The following is a 15,508-nucleotide window of genomic DNA, read 5'->3' as shown; positions in this document are numbered from 1 at the left end:
AAATGTAATGTATGAGCTTGGCGTGAGGCATGCCTTTAACAAACCTGTTGCGCTGCTCTGCGGCGAGGCGGTGATCACCCCTGCCATCTCGGTGCTCTCGGCCATGGAGGGCCTGGAGGTGGTCACGCCGGCGGCCGGTCGGCTCGTGGAGCCCCTGACCCTGGTGATCCTCTTCGGCCTGTTCATGGTGCAGAAGCACGGCACGGCTGGCATCGGGCGCATCTTCGGGCCCGTGATGATCGTATGGTTCTGCGTGATCGGCGGGCTGGGGCTCTGGCAGATCGCGGAGCACCCCCAGGTGCTCGCGGCGCTCAACCCCGCCTTCGCCGTGGACTTCTTCGCGCGCAACCACCTGCACGGCCTGCTGGTGCTGGGCTCGGTGGTGCTGTGCATCACCGGCGGCGAGGCCCTCTATGCGGACATGGGCCATTTCGGGAAACGGGCCATCCAGCTCTCCTGGCTGTTCTACGCCTACCCGGGGCTGCTGCTCAACTACTTCGGCCAGGGCGCGGGTCTCCTGGCCGCCCCGGACATCGTGGCCAACCCCTTCTACGGCATCGTGCCCCGGGGCTGGGTGCTGCCCATGGTGGCGCTCTCCACCATGGCCACCATCATCGCCAGCCAGGCCATGATCTCGGGCATCTTCTCCATCATCCGCCAGGCCGTGCAGCTGGGCTATTATCCGCGCGTGCGCATCATCCACACCGCCAGCGACATGGAAGGCCAGATCTACATCCCCGAGATCAACGCCTTCCTCATGTGGGGCTGTGTGGCCCTGGTGCTCATCTTCAAGGAGTCCAGCAGGCTGGCTGCGGCCTACGGCATCGCCGTGACCGCCACCATGACCATCACCTCCTGCCTCTACTTCCTCGTGGCGCACAAGCGCTGGGGCTGGCCCCTGTGGAAGGCCCTGCCGCTGCTCGCGCTCTTTCTGAGCTTCGACGTGTCCTTCTTCGGGGCCAACCTGCTCAAGATCTTCGACGGCGGCTGGATTCCCGTGGTCATCGCGGCCACGGTGGTGCTGTGCATGAGCACCTGGAAGGCCGGACGCGCCGCCCTGGGCGCGGCCCTGCGCAAGGAATCCATTCCCCTGGAGCTCTTCCTGAAGGACGTGGAGGCCAAAAAACCCCATCGGGGCAAAGGCACGGCGGTGTTCCTCTCGGTGTCGCCAACGGGCGCGCCGGTGACGCTCCTGCACTTCTTCAAACACACCAAGATGATCCACCAGAAGGTGGTGATCCTCTCCATGCAATCCTCCGACGAGCCCTACGCCAGCCTGGGCGAGAACCTGGCCGTCTCCTGCCTGGGCGAGGGCTTCTACCGCGTGATCGCCACCTACGGCTTCATGCAGACCCCGGACGTGCCGCAGATCCTGGAGTTCGTGCGCTCGGCGGGCGTGGACATCGACCTGGCGGACACCACTTATTTCCTTGGCCGCGAATCGCTCTTCACCAGCGGCAAAACCTCCATGGCCCCATGGCGCAAGCGCCTCTTCGAGTTCATGAGCCGCAACGCCCGGCCCGCCTCGGCCTATTTCAACATCCCGCCCGGCCGGGTGATGGAGCTGGGCGTGCAGGTGGAATTGTAGGGAAACGCCCCCTCGACGCAAGAAAGCCCGGACGGCCATGCGGCCGTCCGGGCTTTGTTCTTTCGGCGGGTAGCGCTCAGCCGTCCAGGTGGGCCAGGGTCTGCATGACGGCGTGGTCGGTGAAGTCGAAGCGCAGGGGGGTGAGGGTCACGTGGCCCTCGGTGAGCAGGGCGCGGTCCTGCCCGGGGCGGACCTTCTCGGGCGGGATGACGCCGGTGAGCCAGTAGTATTTGCGGCCGCGCGGGTCGGTGCGCTCCTCGTACCAGTCGTCGTAGCCGGCGCTGGTCTGGGGGCAGACCTTGAGGGGCCTGGCCTGGTCCATGGGGCGGTCGGGGAAGTTGAGGTTGAGCACGCAGTGGAGCGGCAGGGCGGCCCAGTCGACCTTGTGCAGGAAGGCGGCGGTCCAGTCGCCCTGTGCGGCCAGGTCCTGGGGGCTGAAGTGGTCGTAGGAGACGGCCAGGGCGGGCAGGCCCATGAGCGCGCCCTCGGTGGCGGCGGAGACGGTGCCGGAATAGAGGATGTCCACGCCCACGTTGGCCCCGGCGTTGATGCCCGAGACCACGATGTCCGGGGGCGCGGGGAGCAGCGTGGTGAGCCCCAGCTTCACGCAGTCGGCGGGCGTGCCGGAGACGCCCTGCCCGTAGAAGCCCTGCTCGTCGAAGATTTTCACGCGCAGGGGGGCCGCCAGGGTGACGGCGTGGCCCACGGCGCTCATCTCCGTGACCGGGGCCACCACATGCACCGTGTGCCCGGCGCGCTTGAGGGCGTGGTAAAGGGAGCGCAGGCCCACGGCCTGGATGCCGTCGTCGTTGGTGAGGAGGATGTTCATGGAACCTACGAGGTTTTCTGGTTGCGCGGGCCGCTCCCCCCGGCCAGGACCTCTTGCCCCGGCCTGTGGAAATCTGTAACTCAACCCACGAGTTGACCCCATACTAGTGAACCCCCGACAAGCTGGCAAGACGGTGACCGACAAACGCATCTTTGTGCGCGACCTGAGCGTGGGCCTCCAGGTGAACGAGTGCTTCCTCGTGGCCCAGGCCTCCAAGGGCCAGGCCCGCAACGGACCCTTCTGGTCCCTCAAGCTCCAGGACGCCTCCGGCGCCATCGACGCCAAGCTCTGGTCCCCCGGGGCCCAGGCCTTCGACGACATCCAGGCCGGGCAGTTCGCCCTGGCCACGGGCTCCGTCACCGCCTACCGCGACCAGCCCCAGATCAACCTCGACGGCCTCACCCTCCTGGGCGCGGCCCCCGAGGGCGTCGACCACGGCGACTTCCTCCCCGAGAGCGCCGAAAAGCCCGAGTCGCTCTACGCCAAGCTCGAGGAACTCCTCAGCGCCAACATCGGCCACGCCCCCTGGCGGCGCTTCTGCAAGAAGGTGCTCACGGACCCCGACATCCGCGCCAGACTCCTTGCCGCCCCCGGGGCCAAGGCCATGCACCACGCCTACCGGGGCGGCCTGGTCGAGCACACCCTGGCCGTGTGCCGCGTGGTCCTGGCGCTGTGCCAGCTCTACCCGGACCTGGACCGCGACACCCTCCTGGCCGCCGCCGCCTTCCACGACATGGGCAAGGCCTGGGAACTCTCCAGCGGCCTCACCCGCGACTACACCGACGAAGGGCAGATGCTCGGCCACATCGTGCTTGGCATGGGCGTCCTGGAGCCCTTCCTGCGCAAAGCCAAGGACCTGGACCCGGGCCTCGTGCTGCACTTCCGGCACATGCTCATCAGCCACCACGGCGAGCTGGCCTACGGCTCGCCCCGCTCGCCCATGACCCCCGAGGCCATGCTCCTGCACTTCGCGGACAACATCGACGCCAAGGTCCACCAGTTCCAGGCCGCCGTGGACGATCCCGAGAAGATCGGCGTCACCTCCTTCGTGCGCGGCCTGGACCGCTACGTCTTCAACCCCGCGCGCGTGCGCCCCGAAGCGCCGCAGCCCAGGAAACCCGAACAGGGGCCCAGCCAGTGTTCATTACCTTTGAAGGCGTAGAAGGCTCCGGCAAGTCCACCCAGATCGCCCTGGCCAAGGACTGGATCGATACCCAGGGCCGCGAGGCCCTGGCCACGCGACAGCCCGGCGGCTGCGCCCTGGGCCTGGAACTGCGCCGCATCCTGCTGGACGCCCGCAACACCCACCTGGACCCCACCGCCGAACTCTTCATGTACCTGGCCGACCGCGCCCAGCACGTGGCCCAGGTGGTGCGCCCCGCCCTGGAGGCCGGCAAGGCCGTGCTCTGCGACCGCTTCCACGATTCCACCGTGGCCTACCAGGGCTTCGGCAGGGGCCTGGACGTGGAGACGCTCCTCGACCTGGGACGCCTGGCCACGGGGGGGCTCTCGCCGGACCTCACCGTGCTCCTGGACCTGGACCCCGAACAGGGCCTGACCCGCGCCAGGGGGCGCAACCACGCAGCCGGGGCCAGCCAGTCCGAGGGGCGTTTCGAGGCCCTGGACCTGGCCTTCCACCACCGGGTTCGCCAGGGCTTCCTGGAGTTGGCCCGGCGCGAGCCCGCCCGCTTCGCCGTGGTGGACGCCTCCGGCGACCCCGTGGCCGTCTTCGCCAGGGTGCGTCAGGCCCTGGCGGACCTGCCCGGGGCGTGACCCCCTGCGCCGGGCGCGCGCGGCACAAAGCGCACGCTCCGAGCGTTTGCCGACGCCGGGAGCCTGGCTCCTGCCGGAGCGATCCGGGCGCGGCACTGGACATTGTTCCATTCGGAACTACTCTTTGCCCCAGCCGCTCTTTTGAGGTAACCCCGTTTCGCAGAACGACCCCACAGGAGGCCGCGAGATGCAACGCGCCGTGTTCATGTTGTTTGCCGCCGTACTGCTCTGCGCCCAGGCTGCCCTGGCGCAGACGCCCTTCGACATCAGCAGGAACAGCCAGCTGACGGAGATCGTCAACCGCAAGAAGCTGGTGGTGGGCATGGAGCTCAAATACCCGCCCTTCGAAACCACCGACGCCAAGGGCATGCCCGTGGGCCTGGACGTGGACCTGGCCCGCATGATCGCCAAGGACCTGGGCGTGGAGCTGGAAATCAAGGACATGGAGTGGACCGGGCTCATCCCCGCCCTCCAGACCGGCAAGATCGACCTGATCATCTCCGGCATCACCGGCACCCTGGAGCGCGCCAAGACCATCACCTTCACCAGCGCCTACTTCACGACGGGCCTTTGCGCCCTGCTCTCCTCCAAGCGCGCGCCGGACCTCGAAAGCGTGGACGCCCTCAACGAACCCAAGCGCGTCATCGCCGTGAAAACCGGCACCACCGCCGACATCGTGGCCTCCAAGCGCTTCCCCAAGGCCACCATCAACCGCTACAAGGACGAGTCCGCCTGCGTGCAGGAGGTGGTCAACGGCCGCGCCGACGCCTTCCTCTACGACCAGCTCTCCATCGCGCGCCACGCCAAGGAATTCCCCCAGGCCACCCGCGCGCTGCTCAAGCCCTTCACCTACGAGCCCTTCTGCATCGCCATGCGCAAGGGAGACTTCGACCTCTGGAACTGGCTGGAAATGTTCGTCTCCCTGCGCCGCAACGACGGCACGCTGGAAGAACTGCGCGCCAGATACGTCGAGCCCCTGCTCAACTAGTCCTTCCCGGGCCCCGGCCGCGCGGCCGGGGCCCTCACCCCCCCATGCTCCACCGCATCCTCGTGCGCTTCGTCCTCCTGGCCCTGGCCGTCCTGGCCCTTGCCGCCGCCCTGTCCACACTGGACTACAACTGGAACTGGCACGTGGTGTGGCAATACCGGGAGCTGTTCCTGACCGGCTTCGCCAACACCGTGCTGGTCTCCTGCGGGGCCATCGCGCTGGGGCTTTGCATCGGCCTGGCCGGGGGGCTGGCCCGTGTCTCCCAGAACATCTGGCTGCGCGAGGCGGCCACGCTCTATGTCTGGTGTTTCCGGGGCACGCCGCTGCTCACGCAGATCTACATCTTCTATTTCTGCTTCGCCGTGGTGGTGCGCGTGGACAACCCCTTCCTCACGGGCATGGCGGTGCTGGCCTTCTTCTCCGGGGCCTACATCACGGAGATGGTGCGCGCGGGCATCGAGTCCATCTCCGAGGGCCAGTGGGAGGCCGCGCGCTCCACGGGGCTCACCCACGCCCAGACCCTGCGCCACGTGGTGTTCCTCCAGGCCGTGCGGCGCATCATCCCCCCGGTGACGGGGCAGTTCGTCTCGCTCATCAAGGATTCCTCGCTGCTCTCGGTGATCGCCGTGCGCGAACTGACCAAGGGCGCGGAGATCGTCAACGCCGCCACCTACAAGACCTTCGAGGCCTATCTGCCCCTGGCCCTGTTCTACCTGGCCCTCACCTACCCTCTCTCGGCCTTGACCTACCGCCTGGAAAAGCGGATCAATTACCAAACCGTTGCGCGCGGCCCCTCCGCCGCGAAACCACAAGGAGCCGCACAATGAGCAAGATCGTGAAGGTCTACGCCCTCTCCACCTGCATCCACTGCAAGCATTGCAAGGAATACCTCGACGAGCGCGGCCAAGTCTACGACTGCGTCTATGTGGACCGCCTCTCCGGCGACGAGCGCCGCGACACCATCGACGCCATCAAGAAGGTGAACCCGGGCCTGTCCTTCCCCACGGTCATGGTGGGCGAGACCGCCGTGATCGGCTTCGACAGGGACGCCCTGGAAAAGGCCCTCGGAGACTAGGCCCGTGGACGCCAAAGCGCTGCGCGCCATGCTGGGCCCCGTCCAGGAAAAGAAAGGCTACCACTTCAACGCCGACGAGGCCATGACCATGGACCTCCTGGAGATGCTCCTGGTGAACAAGGAGCGCTACGGGCACATGGCCTGCCCCTGCCGCCTGGCCTCGGGCGACTACGAGGCCGACCGCGACATCGTCTGCCCCTGCGCCTACCGGGAGGCCGACGTGGCCGAATACGGCCAGTGCTTCTGCGGCCTCTATATGAACAAGGCCATGCACGACGGCGCGCTCCCCGCGCGCGTGGTGCCCGAACGCAGGCCCGCCGAGAAGGTCCTGGCCGCCCTGGGCCTGGACTAGCGGCCCGGCTCCTGCCTCCAGCCGCCTTCGCTCCCCCGGCCGGGGACCTTCCCGCCAAAATCCCCGGCCGGGCCGCGCGCCCCATGCAACCGCGCCGCCTCCCACTGCAAACCCCGCTCCTTCCTGCGGCGCAAACTCTTGACTCTTCTAAAGATCCTGCTAGGCTACTCTAGATACCTGAAATCATCATCTTACAAGTGCAATCCGTGAAAAAAACCACGCTGCTCATCGCTGAGGACATGGAGATCGTCAGGAAGGGGATCAAGTCCTTGATCCTCTCCAACACCGATTTCGAGGTCTGCGGCGAAGCGGCCGACGGGCAGACGGCCGTGACCCTGGCCCTGACCCTGATCCCCGACGTGGTGATCATGGACCTCTCCCTGCCCCGCATGGACGGCACCGAGGCCATCGCGGAAATCAAGCGCCACCTCCCCAGGACGCGCATCCTGGCCCTCACGGGACATGGCAAGGAGAGCTTCCTCACCGCCGCCATCCAGGCCGGAGTGGACGGATACCTCCTCAAGCAGAGCTCCGACGAGGAACTCTATTCCGCCATCGCCGCCGTGGCCGCCGGCCAGGGCTACTTCTCCCGCGAAGTCACCGCCATGCTCGCCCAGGCCTGCCGCAGCGGCAACAAGCCCCCATCCCCCCTGGAGATGCTCTCGCGCCGAGAACGCCAGGTGCTCAAGTTCGCCGCCAAGGGCCTCACCAACAAGGACATCTCGGACGCCATCTTCGTCTCGGTGAAGACCGTGGAAAAACACAAGACCAACCTCAAGAAGAAGCTCGGACTGCGCAGCTCCCTGGAACTGGCCGCCTTCTGCCTGGAACAGGGCCTGCTCGACGAGGCGGACTGAAGCCTCAGCCCTGTCCCCCCGCAGCCTCCGCGCGCGTCTCCCGCTCCAACGCGTCCAGCAGTGCGCCCAGTTCCCGCAGGGCTCGGGCCAGCGCCCTCCCCGTCCCCTGCTCCGCCCGCGCCGTCGCCTGCCACACCTCCGTCAGCCCGAAACGCATGGCCGCGCCCTTGAACGCGTGCAGCCTGGCCTTCACCTCCTCAAGGTCCCCCGCCCGCAAGGCGCAGCCCGCCCCCTCCAGCTCACCCCGCAGGGCCTGGGCCAACTCGCCCGCCAGAGGTCGCAGGGCCTCGGGAATCCCCTCGATCACCGCTCGCCCCCGCGCCTGGCCAGCCCGTACTTGCGCAGCTTGTACTGCAACGTCCTGCGGCTTACGCCCAGCGCCTCCGCCGTGCGCTCCCGGTGCCCCTCGTTGGCCTCCAGCGCCCGCACCAGAGCCTGGCGCTCCGCCTCCTCAAGGCCCACCGGCGCGGGGGCCGCAGGCTCCGGGCACGGCGCGCAGGCCGCCGCTCCCTCGGTCATGTGCGGCGGCAGGGTCTGCGGCGTCAGCGTGTCCGAACGCGACAGGATGATCGAGCGCTCCAGCACGTTTTCCAGCTCCCGCACGTTGCCCGGCCAGCCGTAGCGCCCCAGGGCCTCCAGGTACGACGGGCTCACCGAACGCACCGTCTTCTTGTTGCGCTCGCCCAGCTTGGCCAGCAGGTGCGCCGCCAGCACCGGCAGGTCCTCCAGGCGCTCGCGCAGCGGCGGGATGCGGATCTCCAGCACCGCCAGCCGGAAATAGAGGTCCTCCCGGAACGCGCCCCGCGCCACCTCGGCGCGCAGGTCCCGGTTGGTGGCCGCCAGGATGCGCACGTCCGTGGCCACCGGCTTCACAGAGCCCAACGGCTCCACCACCCGCTCCTGCAAGGCCCGCAACAGCTTGGCCTGCAGCTTCACCGGCAGCTCGCCCACCTCGTCCAGGAAGAGCGTGCCCCCGGCAGCAAGCTGGAACCGGCCCGGCTTGTCCTTCACGGCCCCAGTGAACGCGCCCTTCACGTAGCCGAACAGTTCGCTCTCCAGCAGCTCGCCCGGCAAGGCCGCGCAGTTCACCTTCACCAGCGGCTTCGACGCGCGCGGGCTCATGGCGTGCACCAGTTCCGCCACCAGCTCCTTGCCCGTGCCCGACTCGCCCAGGATGAGCACCGTGGCCTCCGCAGGGCCCACCTGCGCCGACAGCTCCCGCACCTGGCGCATCCCCAGGCTCTCGCCCACCAGACGCCCCGCCGCCCCGCCGGATTCCACCCTGCGCCGCAATTCCTTGTTCTCCGACACCAGGCGGCCGTACTCCGCCGCCTTGTCCAGCACCGCCTTCAACTCCTCGTTGTCCGCAGGCTTCGTCAGATAATCGAACGCCCCCCGCTTCATGGCCTCCACCGCCGACCCCACCGTGCCGTACGCCGTGAGCAGCACCACCGGCAGCCCCGGCGCGACACCCTGGATCGCCGCCAGCGCAGCCATGCCGTCCATGCCGGGCATGCGCATGTCCAGAAGCGCCACGGAAGGCAACGCGGCAGGCGCGCAACCGCGCAGATGCCGAAGCGCCGCCTCGCCCGACGCGGCCTCCACCACCCGCCAGCCCGCATCCTCCATCACAGCGCGCACCATCAGGCGATGCCCGGGCTCGTCGTCGATCACCAGAAGCGTGTTCATGTCTCTCCGTTGGTTGAGCCGTCACCCCTGCACCCGGAGGCTGCTCCCACGAGACTCCTGCCGCCGTGCCCCGCAGCACCTCCCGCCGACGCGAAGCAAACGCCGGGGTCCGGGGGGAGGCTCTCCCCCCGGCGGGAGCGTGCAGAGAGGGCGGAGCCCTCTTTGCACGCCGGAGGCCGCTTCCCGGACCGCGCCGTCGCCTCCCTCCGGATCATGGCCGGGACTCCTGGGGCGCGTGCCGGAACGTGAGGGTGACGGCGGCGCCTTGTCCCGGTTCGGAGTCGATGTGGAGCTGCCCCAGGTGGTCGCGGACGATCTTGTGGACGATGGCCAGTCCCAGTCCGGAGCCTTCCTTGCGGGTGGTGAAGAAGGGTTCGAGGGCGCGACGTTTTTCTTCGGGTTCCATGCCCCGGCCGGTGTCGACGACGCTCAGACTTACGCCGTCGGGGGTTTCCCGGCTGGCGAGGGTGATGACGCCGCCGTGCTCGGGGAGGCTGGCGAGTCCGTTGAGGATGAGGTTGATGAGGGCCTGTTTGAGGCCGTCGCGGTCTGCGACTGCGGTGTCGGCCTGGAGATCGGTCTCGAAGGAGGCCTGGGCGCGTTGGAAGTCGAAGCGCAGGAGTGTCTCGAGCTCGGCGGCAAGTTCCGGAAGGTGGACGGGCGCGGGTTCGGAGGGCCTGGGCCGGGCGAGATAGAGCAGGTCGGTGACGACGCGGCCGAGTCTGTCGGCTTCCTGGACCATGGTGTTGGCGTAGGTTTCCTCGGGGTCCTTGCCTTTGAGTTTGGCGGCGAAGAACTGGGAGAAGCCGCGCAGGGCGGAAAGCGGGTTGCGGATTTCGTGGGCCACGCCTGCGGCGAGGCGTCCCACCGCGGCGAGGTGGCGGGACTGCTCGAGGTCGCGTTCGAGGGAGCGCAGCTTGGTGCGGTCGCGCAGGAGCAGGAGCGTTTCGTCCTCGAGGGGCGCGACGAGCACTTCGAGGTTTCGACCGTCGAGATCGAGCTGCCGCCACGGTTGCGGTTCCGGGTGGCTGGAGTGGAGCGCGGCGGCGATGGGGAGCGAGGCGAAGTCGCGCCCCGGGAGGCTTGGGCCGAGGAGGGCGGCGGCGGCCGGGTTGGCGGCGGAGACGAAGCCCTGGGCGTCCACGGTGAGGAGGGCCTCGGGGAGCGAGTCCAACAGGCGGGAGTGGAAGTGTTCCAGGCGTACGAGGCGTCTGGACTGCTCGCGGCGGCGCAGCAAGGCCACCAGGAGCACCCAGACCAGGGCTGCCGCGCCCAGCACGAAGCCAGTCTGCATGAGGGCGGCGGTGCGCATGGCGTTGTACTGGGCGTAGTGTTCGTCCAGGGAGAGTCCCACGAGGAAGTAGACGGGGGGTGGCTCCTGTCCGGGCGGCGTGTCGGGGGTGGCGGGGCAGAGCCTGGCCATGCCGGGGCGCATGCGGGCGGCGTAGCCCAGCATGGTCAGTCCTCCCAGGGGGAGGGTGCCGAACCATTCGCCGGTGATGGCCAGGTCGGCCAGGGCGTCCTGGTCCAGGGGGGCGCGCAGGGCGTTGTTGGCGTGGCGCGGGGCGGAGGAGACGTGGAGTTCGCCGTCCTCGCCGTAGATGCCCAGGAAGAGGAGGTCGCCGGATTCGACCACTTCGCGGAAGAGGTCTTCGAGGCGTTCCACTGCCTGGTCGCGCGGCATGCGCCCCAGGTGGGGGAGCAGGCGCATGAAGTTGGCCTCCACGCCGCGCAGGATGGTGCGCGCGGCGAAGAGGGCGTGCTGGTCGATGATGCGGCGCTGGGATTCCAAGTTGCGCCAGGTGATCACCGAGAGGGCCGCCCCCATGAGCACCAGGGCCAGGGCCGCAAGGGCCGGGAGGCTGCGCGGGGCTCTGGGGGCGGAGACGTCCATGGCGTTACCTCACAAGCAGTTCCATGACCTGCTCGGGGGTGAGGTTGTTCTCGATGGCCAGTTCGCGGAAGGTCATGTCCGAGAAGGCCACGATGCCTTTGGCCTTGAGGCGCGCCAGGGCCTGGGCGGTGTCCAGGGAGTGTTCGCGGCAGAAGGCGGCCAGGGTCATGCGTTCCAGGCCCTCGGGGACGGGGACGGCCGTTGGGGCCTGCTGGGCGGGCGGCTGCGGGGCGACGAGGGGCGGCGCGGGCATGGGCGGCTGCTGCCCGTGCGGGGTTTCAGGGGCCGGAGCGGGCTGGGCGACGGGCGCGGGCGCCTGCTGCGGCGCGGGGGATGGCGCGGGGGCAGGAGCCTGCTGCGGCGCGGGCGCGGCCTGCGGCGTGCCGCGCAGGGCGTCGTAGACCTCCACGGGCAGCATGAGGTTGGACTGGGCGATCTGGCGCAGGGTCATGTCGCCGGAGGCCTTGATGCCCGCCTTGGCCAGGGTGTCCACGGCGCGCGGGAGGTTCATGCCGTATTGCTCGCACACGTCGGCCAGCTTGAGGCGACCCAGGCCCGGCGGGGGGTCGGCGGGCAGGGCCGGGGGCGGCGGAGCCTGGGGCCTGGGGGCCTCGGCCTGGGCCTGGGCCACGGGCGCTGGGAGCCTGGCCTCGCGGCCGCCGCGCAGGGTCTCGTAGACGGCGGCGGGCACGAGCCCGTTCTGACGGGCGATCTCGGCCAGGGTGGCGTCGGGGGAGCTCAGGCGCACGTTGTGCACGGCGAGGTTGGTGAGGGCCTTGCCGGGATCGAGGCTCAGCCGCTTGGCCAGTTCCGTAGGGGCCATGTCGGCCGCTCCGGCCAGGGGTGGTTCCCCGAAGCTCTTGGCGTGCCACTTCTTGAGCGACCCCGAGAGAGACCCCAGGGTTCCGCCCGGCGGAAGAAGCAGGGCCGAGGCGGCGGCGAAGGCCACGAAGACGATGCAGGCCACGGCCAGGGAGGGGCCGAAGTCGCCCTCGCCCTGGGCGGGGGCCATCACGCGGCGTCCGCAGGGGATGAGCGAGGCCAGCCAGGCCAGGGCCAGCAGGACGCCCAGGCCCATGTGCAGGGCCTGCCACCTGGGGTGGGACAGGCCGAGAAAGGTCCAGCCGGACCACTGGGCCACTTCGGCGGAGGGTCCCGCGAAGAGGGCCAGGGCGGAGGCGACCACGCCTGCCATGGCGAAGGAGCTGAGAAGCCAGAGTAGACGTCGGATCATGAGCGGGCTCCCGGGGTTGAAACGCTCCGGCCGCAGGGGGCCGGGCCTTCGGGCGGTTTATACCTCGGGGGCGTGCATGGCAATCGCCGGGCCAGGGATGAGGGGGAACCCCGCCGATGGGGGGCGGGGTTCCCGAGGTGAGGGAGGTGAGGTGGACAGGAACTATTGTGCGGGCTTTTGCGGGGCCTGCTGGCCGGGGGGCTGGCAGCAGGGGGGCAACTGGTCGGCCTGGGGCTGGGCCGCCTGGGGGCCGCCGCAGCCGGGGCCGTAGCCCATGCCCATGCCCTTTCCGTAGCCGCCGCCGGGGCCGCCGCAGCCGGGGCCGTAGCCGCCGCCGGGGCCGCCCGCCAGGGGCATGTTCACGCCGGTCTCCTTGAGGATGCGCTGCTGCAGGGCAACGCGCTCCTGGTAGACCATGGAGGAGAGCGTGCCGATCTCCTTGGCCAGGGCGTCGATCTTGGCCGCGTCCTGTTTGGGCTGCACGAGCAGGGCGTTCATCTCGGCCTGCTTGGCCCACTTGCGGCTCTCCAGGTCATAGAGCTTCTGGCGGCCTTCGGCGTAGAGCTTGGCCACCTGCTCCTGCTTTTCCTGGGGCAGGTTGGAAAGCCAGGCGTGGAACCCGCCGCCGGGACGGGCGACGGCCAGGGACGCGAAGGCCACGACAGCCGCCAGGGCCAGGATCGACAAGGCAAGACGCGATTTCATGGTGTTCTCCTTGGATTCATCCATCATGCCGCGCCGGGCGCGGCGTGCGGCGGCGGACGGGGTCTCGTCGACCGACGCCACCATTTAGCAGCAAGCGTGCCAATAAATTAAGCCAACGTTGTTGATTATTTACGTGAGCACACCGAATCCATCGCGCTCAAAGTGCAACTGCTTGCACATCGATTTGCACAACAGCGCATCGGGTCGCCATTGACAGCGGCCTACGTTTGGCCCAAGAAAAGCCGCCAAACGTCAACTCCCGGACCCAGCATGAAATCCGCCCTCATCATCGGCATCTCCGGCCAGGACGGGGCCTACCTCTCCAGGCTCCTGTGCGACAAAGGCTATCGAGTGGCCGGCACCTCGCGCGACGCCCAGATGGCCAACCGCTCGGGCCTGGCGGCCCTGGGCGTGGCGGATCGAGTGGTCATCCACTCGGCCTCGGTCACCGATTTCCGGGGACTCTGGCAGGCGGTGGAGCGCTGCGAGCCCGACGAGATCTACAACCTCGCGGGGCAAAGCTCCGTGGGCCTCTCCTTCGAGCAGCCCCTGGAGACCTTCGAGTCCGTGGCCGCCGCCACCCTGAACATCCTGGAACTCCTGCGCCTGCTGGGCAAGCCCGTTCGCCTCTACAACGCCTGTTCCACCGAGGTGTTCGGCAACGCCCCCGGCCCCGCCGACGAGGAGACCCCCTTCCGGCCCCGCAGCCCCTATGCCGTGGCCAAGGCCGCCGCCCACTGGGCCGTGGCCAACTACCGCGAGGCCTATGGGCTCTACGCCTGCTCCGGCATCCTCTCCAACCACGAATCGCCCCTGCGCCCGCAGCGCTTCGTCACGCGCAAGATCGTGGCCGCCGCCTGCCGCATCGCCAGCGGGTCCGGCGAGCGCCTGAGCCTGGGCAACACCGACGTGGTGCGCGACTGGGGCTGGGCAGGCGAATACGTCGACGCCATGTGGCGCATGCTCCAGCAGGACGAACCCGACGACTACGTGATCGCCACCGGCCGGAGCTTCTCCCTCCAGGACTTCACCGCCCGGGTCTTCGCAGAACTCGGCCTCGACCACGCCGACCACGTGGACCGCAACCCGGGCCTCCTGCGCCCCTCCGACATCCTCGTGAGCCGCGCCAATCCAGCGAAAGCCCAGGAAAAGCTGGGCTGGCGCGCCACCATGGCCATGCCCGAAGTGGCCGCCGCCATGGTGCGCGCCGAACAAAAGACTTCCCATCAGGAGACCATAGCATGAGCCACAAGAAAGCCCTCATCACGGGCATCACCGGCCAGGACGGGGCCTATCTGGCCGAACTGCTGCTCGGCAAGGGATACGAGGTCCACGGACTCAAGCGCCGTTCCTCGCTCTTCAACACCGACCGCATCGACCACCTCTACCAGGATCCCCACGTCGACGGCCGCAAGTTCATCCTCCACTACGGCGACCTCACCGACTCCACCAACCTCATCCGCGTGATCCAGCAGATCCAGCCGGACGAGATCTACAACCTCGCCGCGCAGTCCCACGTGGCCGTCTCCTTCGAGACCCCCGAATACACCGCCAACTGCGACGCCCTGGGCACCCTGCGCATCCTCGAAGCCGTGCGCATCCTCGGCCTCGCGCAGAAGACGCGCGTCTACCAGGCCTCCACCTCCGAACTCTACGGCCTGGTCCAGGAAACGCCCCAGACCGAGAAGACCCCCTTCTACCCGCGCAGCCCCTACGCCGTGGCCAAGCTCTACGGCTACTGGATCACGGTGAACTACCGCGAAGCCTACGGGATGTACGCCTGCAACGGCATCCTCTTCAACCACGAGTCCCCCCTGCGCGGCGAAACCTTCGTCACCCGCAAGATCACCCGCGCCATGGCCCGCATCAAGCTGGGGCTCCAGGACACCCTCTTCCTGGGCAACCTCTCCGCCAAACGCGACTGGGGACACGCCCGCGACTACGTGAAGATGATGTGGCTCATGCTCCAGCAGGACACCCCCGACGACTACGTGATCGCCACCGGCGTGCAGTACAGCGTGCGCGATTTCGTCCAGGCCGCCGCCAAGGAACTGGGCATCCCCCTGCGCTTCGAAGGCGAAGGCGTCGAAGAGAAAGCCTTCCACGCCGAAACCGGAAAGTGCCTCGTCGCCGTGGACCCGCGCTACTTCCGGCCCACCGAGGTGGAAACCCTCCTGGGCGACCCCGCCAAGGCCCGCGAGAAACTCGGCTGGACCCCCAAGATCACCTTCGGGCAGATGGTCTCCGAGATGATCCAGGCCGACCTGCGCGACGCCGAACGCGACAACATGTGCAAAACCCAGGGGTTCCGCACCTACGACTTCCACGAGTAGAGAAGCGCGCCCCCGCGTGTACACAAGGCCGCCGCAGTCGCGCAGACTGCGGCGGCCTTTTCGTTGAGACGCAGGGTGGCGGGGAAGAAGCCTCCGGCGGGCAAAGAGGGCTCCGCCCTCTCTGCACTCTCCCGCCGGGGGGAGAGCCTCCCCCCGGACCCCGGCAATTGCTTCGCGGGCTTCACCGGGTA

General features: G+C 68.7%; 16 protein-coding genes. 10 read left to right on the top strand and 6 right to left on the bottom strand.

The features are described 5' to 3' along the window. Nucleotides 1-1,588, top strand: a 1,588-nt coding sequence (locus tag ACV4UX_RS12480; RefSeq protein ID WP_491593607.1) for a potassium transporter Kup, incomplete at its 5' end; no start/stop codon positions are given. A gap of 76 nt (nucleotides 1,589-1,664) precedes the next feature. Here the strand turns inward: ACV4UX_RS12480 and surE are convergent. After that, nucleotides 1,665-2,417, bottom strand: coding sequence for a 5'/3'-nucleotidase SurE (gene surE, locus ACV4UX_RS12475; protein WP_173086724.1), 753 nt, complete (start codon nucleotides 2,415-2,417; stop codon nucleotides 1,665-1,667). A 133-nt stretch (nucleotides 2,418-2,550) separates the two neighbouring features. Between surE and ACV4UX_RS12470 the strand changes: the two genes are divergently transcribed. The 7 genes from ACV4UX_RS12470 (at nucleotide 2,551) to ACV4UX_RS12440 (ending at nucleotide 7,462) form a co-directional block, all read left to right on the top strand. Further along, on the top strand, nucleotides 2,551-3,579 hold the full coding sequence (locus ACV4UX_RS12470; RefSeq protein ID WP_491593606.1) for a 3'-5' exoribonuclease YhaM family protein: 1,029 nt from the start codon (nucleotides 2,551-2,553) through the stop codon (nucleotides 3,577-3,579). Then, a complete protein-coding gene (gene tmk, locus ACV4UX_RS12465) occupies nucleotides 3,555-4,190 on the top strand; it encodes a dTMP kinase (protein WP_491593605.1) in 636 nt (211 codons plus the stop codon). The genes ACV4UX_RS12470 and tmk overlap by 25 nt, the downstream gene beginning before the upstream one ends. A 187-nt stretch (nucleotides 4,191-4,377) precedes the next feature. Then, nucleotides 4,378-5,178, top strand: a complete 801-nt coding sequence (locus tag ACV4UX_RS12460) for a transporter substrate-binding domain-containing protein (protein ID WP_491593604.1) — start codon at nucleotides 4,378-4,380, stop codon at nucleotides 5,176-5,178. A gap of 44 nt (nucleotides 5,179-5,222) precedes the next feature. Next, entirely contained in the window at nucleotides 5,223-6,005 is a 783-nt protein-coding gene (locus tag ACV4UX_RS12455) for an amino acid ABC transporter permease (RefSeq protein ID WP_491593603.1), read from the top strand. Beyond that, entirely contained in the window at nucleotides 6,002-6,253 is a 252-nt protein-coding gene (locus ACV4UX_RS12450; protein WP_491593602.1) for a glutaredoxin family protein, read from the top strand. Before ACV4UX_RS12455 ends, ACV4UX_RS12450 begins: the two co-directional genes overlap by 4 nt. Nucleotides 6,254-6,257: 4 nt before the next feature. After that, a complete protein-coding gene (locus ACV4UX_RS12445) occupies nucleotides 6,258-6,605 on the top strand; it encodes a ferredoxin-thioredoxin reductase catalytic domain-containing protein (RefSeq protein ID WP_491593601.1) in 348 nt (115 codons plus the stop codon). 206 nt (nucleotides 6,606-6,811) lie between these two features. Continuing rightward, a complete protein-coding gene (locus ACV4UX_RS12440) occupies nucleotides 6,812-7,462 on the top strand; it encodes a response regulator (protein WP_491593600.1) in 651 nt (216 codons plus the stop codon). Nucleotides 7,463-7,466: 4 nt separating this feature from the next. Here ACV4UX_RS12440 and ACV4UX_RS12435 read toward each other — a convergent pair whose 3' ends face one another. The 5 genes from ACV4UX_RS12435 to ACV4UX_RS12415 form a co-directional block, all read right to left on the bottom strand. Next, complete coding sequence (locus tag ACV4UX_RS12435) at nucleotides 7,467-7,769, bottom strand: Hpt domain-containing protein (RefSeq protein WP_491593599.1); 303 nt, start codon at nucleotides 7,767-7,769, stop codon at nucleotides 7,467-7,469. Further along, nucleotides 7,766-9,151: a sigma-54-dependent transcriptional regulator gene (locus ACV4UX_RS12430; protein WP_491593598.1), complete on the bottom strand. Its 1,386-nt coding sequence runs from the start codon at nucleotides 9,149-9,151 to the stop codon at nucleotides 7,766-7,768. Before ACV4UX_RS12430 ends, ACV4UX_RS12435 begins: the two co-directional genes overlap by 4 nt. A 211-nt stretch (nucleotides 9,152-9,362) precedes the next feature. Then, entirely contained in the window at nucleotides 9,363-11,045 is a 1,683-nt protein-coding gene (locus tag ACV4UX_RS12425) for a two-component system sensor histidine kinase NtrB (protein WP_491593597.1), read from the bottom strand. 4 nt (nucleotides 11,046-11,049) lie between these two features. Then, complete coding sequence (locus ACV4UX_RS12420; protein WP_491593596.1) at nucleotides 11,050-12,279, bottom strand: hypothetical protein; 1,230 nt, start codon at nucleotides 12,277-12,279, stop codon at nucleotides 11,050-11,052. Nucleotides 12,280-12,441: 162 nt separating this feature from the next. Continuing rightward, nucleotides 12,442-12,984, bottom strand: coding sequence for a periplasmic heavy metal sensor (locus tag ACV4UX_RS12415; protein ID WP_491593595.1), 543 nt, complete (start codon nucleotides 12,982-12,984; stop codon nucleotides 12,442-12,444). A gap of 270 nt (nucleotides 12,985-13,254) precedes the next feature. Here ACV4UX_RS12415 and ACV4UX_RS12410 point away from each other — a divergent pair, with 270 nt between their 5' ends. Together ACV4UX_RS12410 and gmd are read left to right on the top strand one after the other, a co-directional pair. Further along, nucleotides 13,255-14,229, top strand: coding sequence for a GDP-mannose 4,6-dehydratase (locus tag ACV4UX_RS12410; protein WP_491593594.1), 975 nt, complete (start codon nucleotides 13,255-13,257; stop codon nucleotides 14,227-14,229). Next, nucleotides 14,226-15,317 (top strand): GDP-mannose 4,6-dehydratase, encoded by a 1,092-nt coding sequence (gene gmd, locus ACV4UX_RS12405; RefSeq protein ID WP_491593593.1) that lies wholly within the window; start codon nucleotides 14,226-14,228, stop codon nucleotides 15,315-15,317. Before ACV4UX_RS12410 ends, gmd begins: the two co-directional genes overlap by 4 nt. Nucleotides 15,318-15,508 lie beyond the last annotated feature (191 nt).

It is taken from the genome of Fundidesulfovibrio sp., from assembly GCF_058402725.1.
Note: the sequence above shows the minus strand (reverse complement) of the source record. Positions and strands in the feature narration are given on the sequence as shown.

Coding starts and splice junctions, on each gene's coding strand:
- ACV4UX_RS12460 (WP_491593604.1), top strand. CDS start 4,378: ATGCAACGCGCCGTGTTCATGTTGTTTGCCGCCGTACTGCTCTGCGCC.
- ACV4UX_RS12455 (WP_491593603.1), top strand. CDS start 5,223: ATGCTCCACCGCATCCTCGTGCGCTTCGTCCTCCTGGCCCTGGCCGTC.
- gmd (WP_491593593.1), top strand. CDS start 14,226: ATGAGCCACAAGAAAGCCCTCATCACGGGCATCACCGGCCAGGACGGG.
- ACV4UX_RS12420 (WP_491593596.1), bottom strand. CDS start 12,279: ATGATCCGACGTCTACTCTGGCTTCTCAGCTCCTTCGCCATGGCAGGC.
- ACV4UX_RS12425 (WP_491593597.1), bottom strand. CDS start 11,045: ATGGACGTCTCCGCCCCCAGAGCCCCGCGCAGCCTCCCGGCCCTTGCG.
- ACV4UX_RS12410 (WP_491593594.1), top strand. CDS start 13,255: ATGAAATCCGCCCTCATCATCGGCATCTCCGGCCAGGACGGGGCCTAC.
- surE (WP_173086724.1), bottom strand. CDS start 2,417: ATGAACATCCTCCTCACCAACGACGACGGCATCCAGGCCGTGGGCCTG.
- ACV4UX_RS12430 (WP_491593598.1), bottom strand. CDS start 9,151: ATGAACACGCTTCTGGTGATCGACGACGAGCCCGGGCATCGCCTGATG.
- ACV4UX_RS12450 (WP_491593602.1), top strand. CDS start 6,002: ATGAGCAAGATCGTGAAGGTCTACGCCCTCTCCACCTGCATCCACTGC.
- ACV4UX_RS12415 (WP_491593595.1), bottom strand. CDS start 12,984: ATGAAATCGCGTCTTGCCTTGTCGATCCTGGCCCTGGCGGCTGTCGTG.